Genomic DNA, 947 nt, shown 5'->3' with positions numbered 1-947 from the left:
AATGCCCCATTGGTTAAACCTAGTTTTGTGAAAAAATTACAGGAACGTCACGCCATCGCTCAAGCAAAGGCTTTTGATGCTGATGTGGTGACATGGTTAGGTTCACAAGATAATGAAACAAAACAACATATTAACGATATGGTTCGCCATATTATGGCATTGAAACGTACTTAATTAGGTATGACCTCCCTTTTTTGTTTTAATGTTTGATTGATTAATTAGAAAGCTCATTTGGTATTCATACCAAATGAGCTTTTACTTTATAGTTTTTGAAGGATACGCCGTGGTTAAGGAAGTTGTTATGTTGAAACATTCAAGTTTGGAAAGAAAAGAGTTCAAGCATGAAGAACTTGCACTAATAAAAAAACTTGATTTCAACGATATTGAGATTATTAAGCCTGATAATCTTGGACAAATCTTAATTTGGACTTCTAAACTTGCTGAATATCATCATGCTCAATTTGTTGAATTTAGTCATAAGTTAGATATTGTTGATGAAATAGAAGAGCGAGAAGAGATTAACAATAAGATTAATTTTTATAGAAAAAGTAGAGTTTTAGAGAATCATATCAAGGATTTCTATCTAAAAAAGCTATTGGATCAAGGAGAAGCGACAGTAAAGGGATATATCAAACATCCGATTAAACAGGATACAAATTACGCTGTAATTTCTTATCACGGATATCATTTTGTTAGTTTTGCTACTCCAGAGATTATTGAAAAATTTCCCTTACATTTTATTGATTTTGTACAAAGTGAAACACCAAAGACATTAGCAGATATACACTCTGATGAAGCTGTACTGCTATCAACGGTTAAGAATTTTATAACGCCCTTTAAAGAACAATATAAAAAAATAAAGAGTAAAAATAAGGAGATCAAAGAACACAATACGGTCGTACATAAAATTTATATAAAAATTAAAAATAAAGAAGCAACTTTGCAAA

General features: G+C 30.7%; 1 protein-coding gene. It reads left to right on the top strand.

The window, feature by feature from the left end:
• Positions 1-301 precede the first annotated feature (301 nt).
• A partial coding sequence (locus tag HADU_RS11095; RefSeq protein WP_034592846.1) for a hypothetical protein occupies positions 302-947 on the top strand: 646 nt, incomplete at its 3' end.

The organism is Acinetobacter sp. HA (genome assembly GCF_000264725.1).
GTDB lineage: Bacteria > Pseudomonadota > Gammaproteobacteria > Pseudomonadales > Moraxellaceae > Acinetobacter > Acinetobacter schindleri.
Note: the sequence above shows the minus strand (reverse complement) of the source record. Positions and strands in the feature narration are given on the sequence as shown.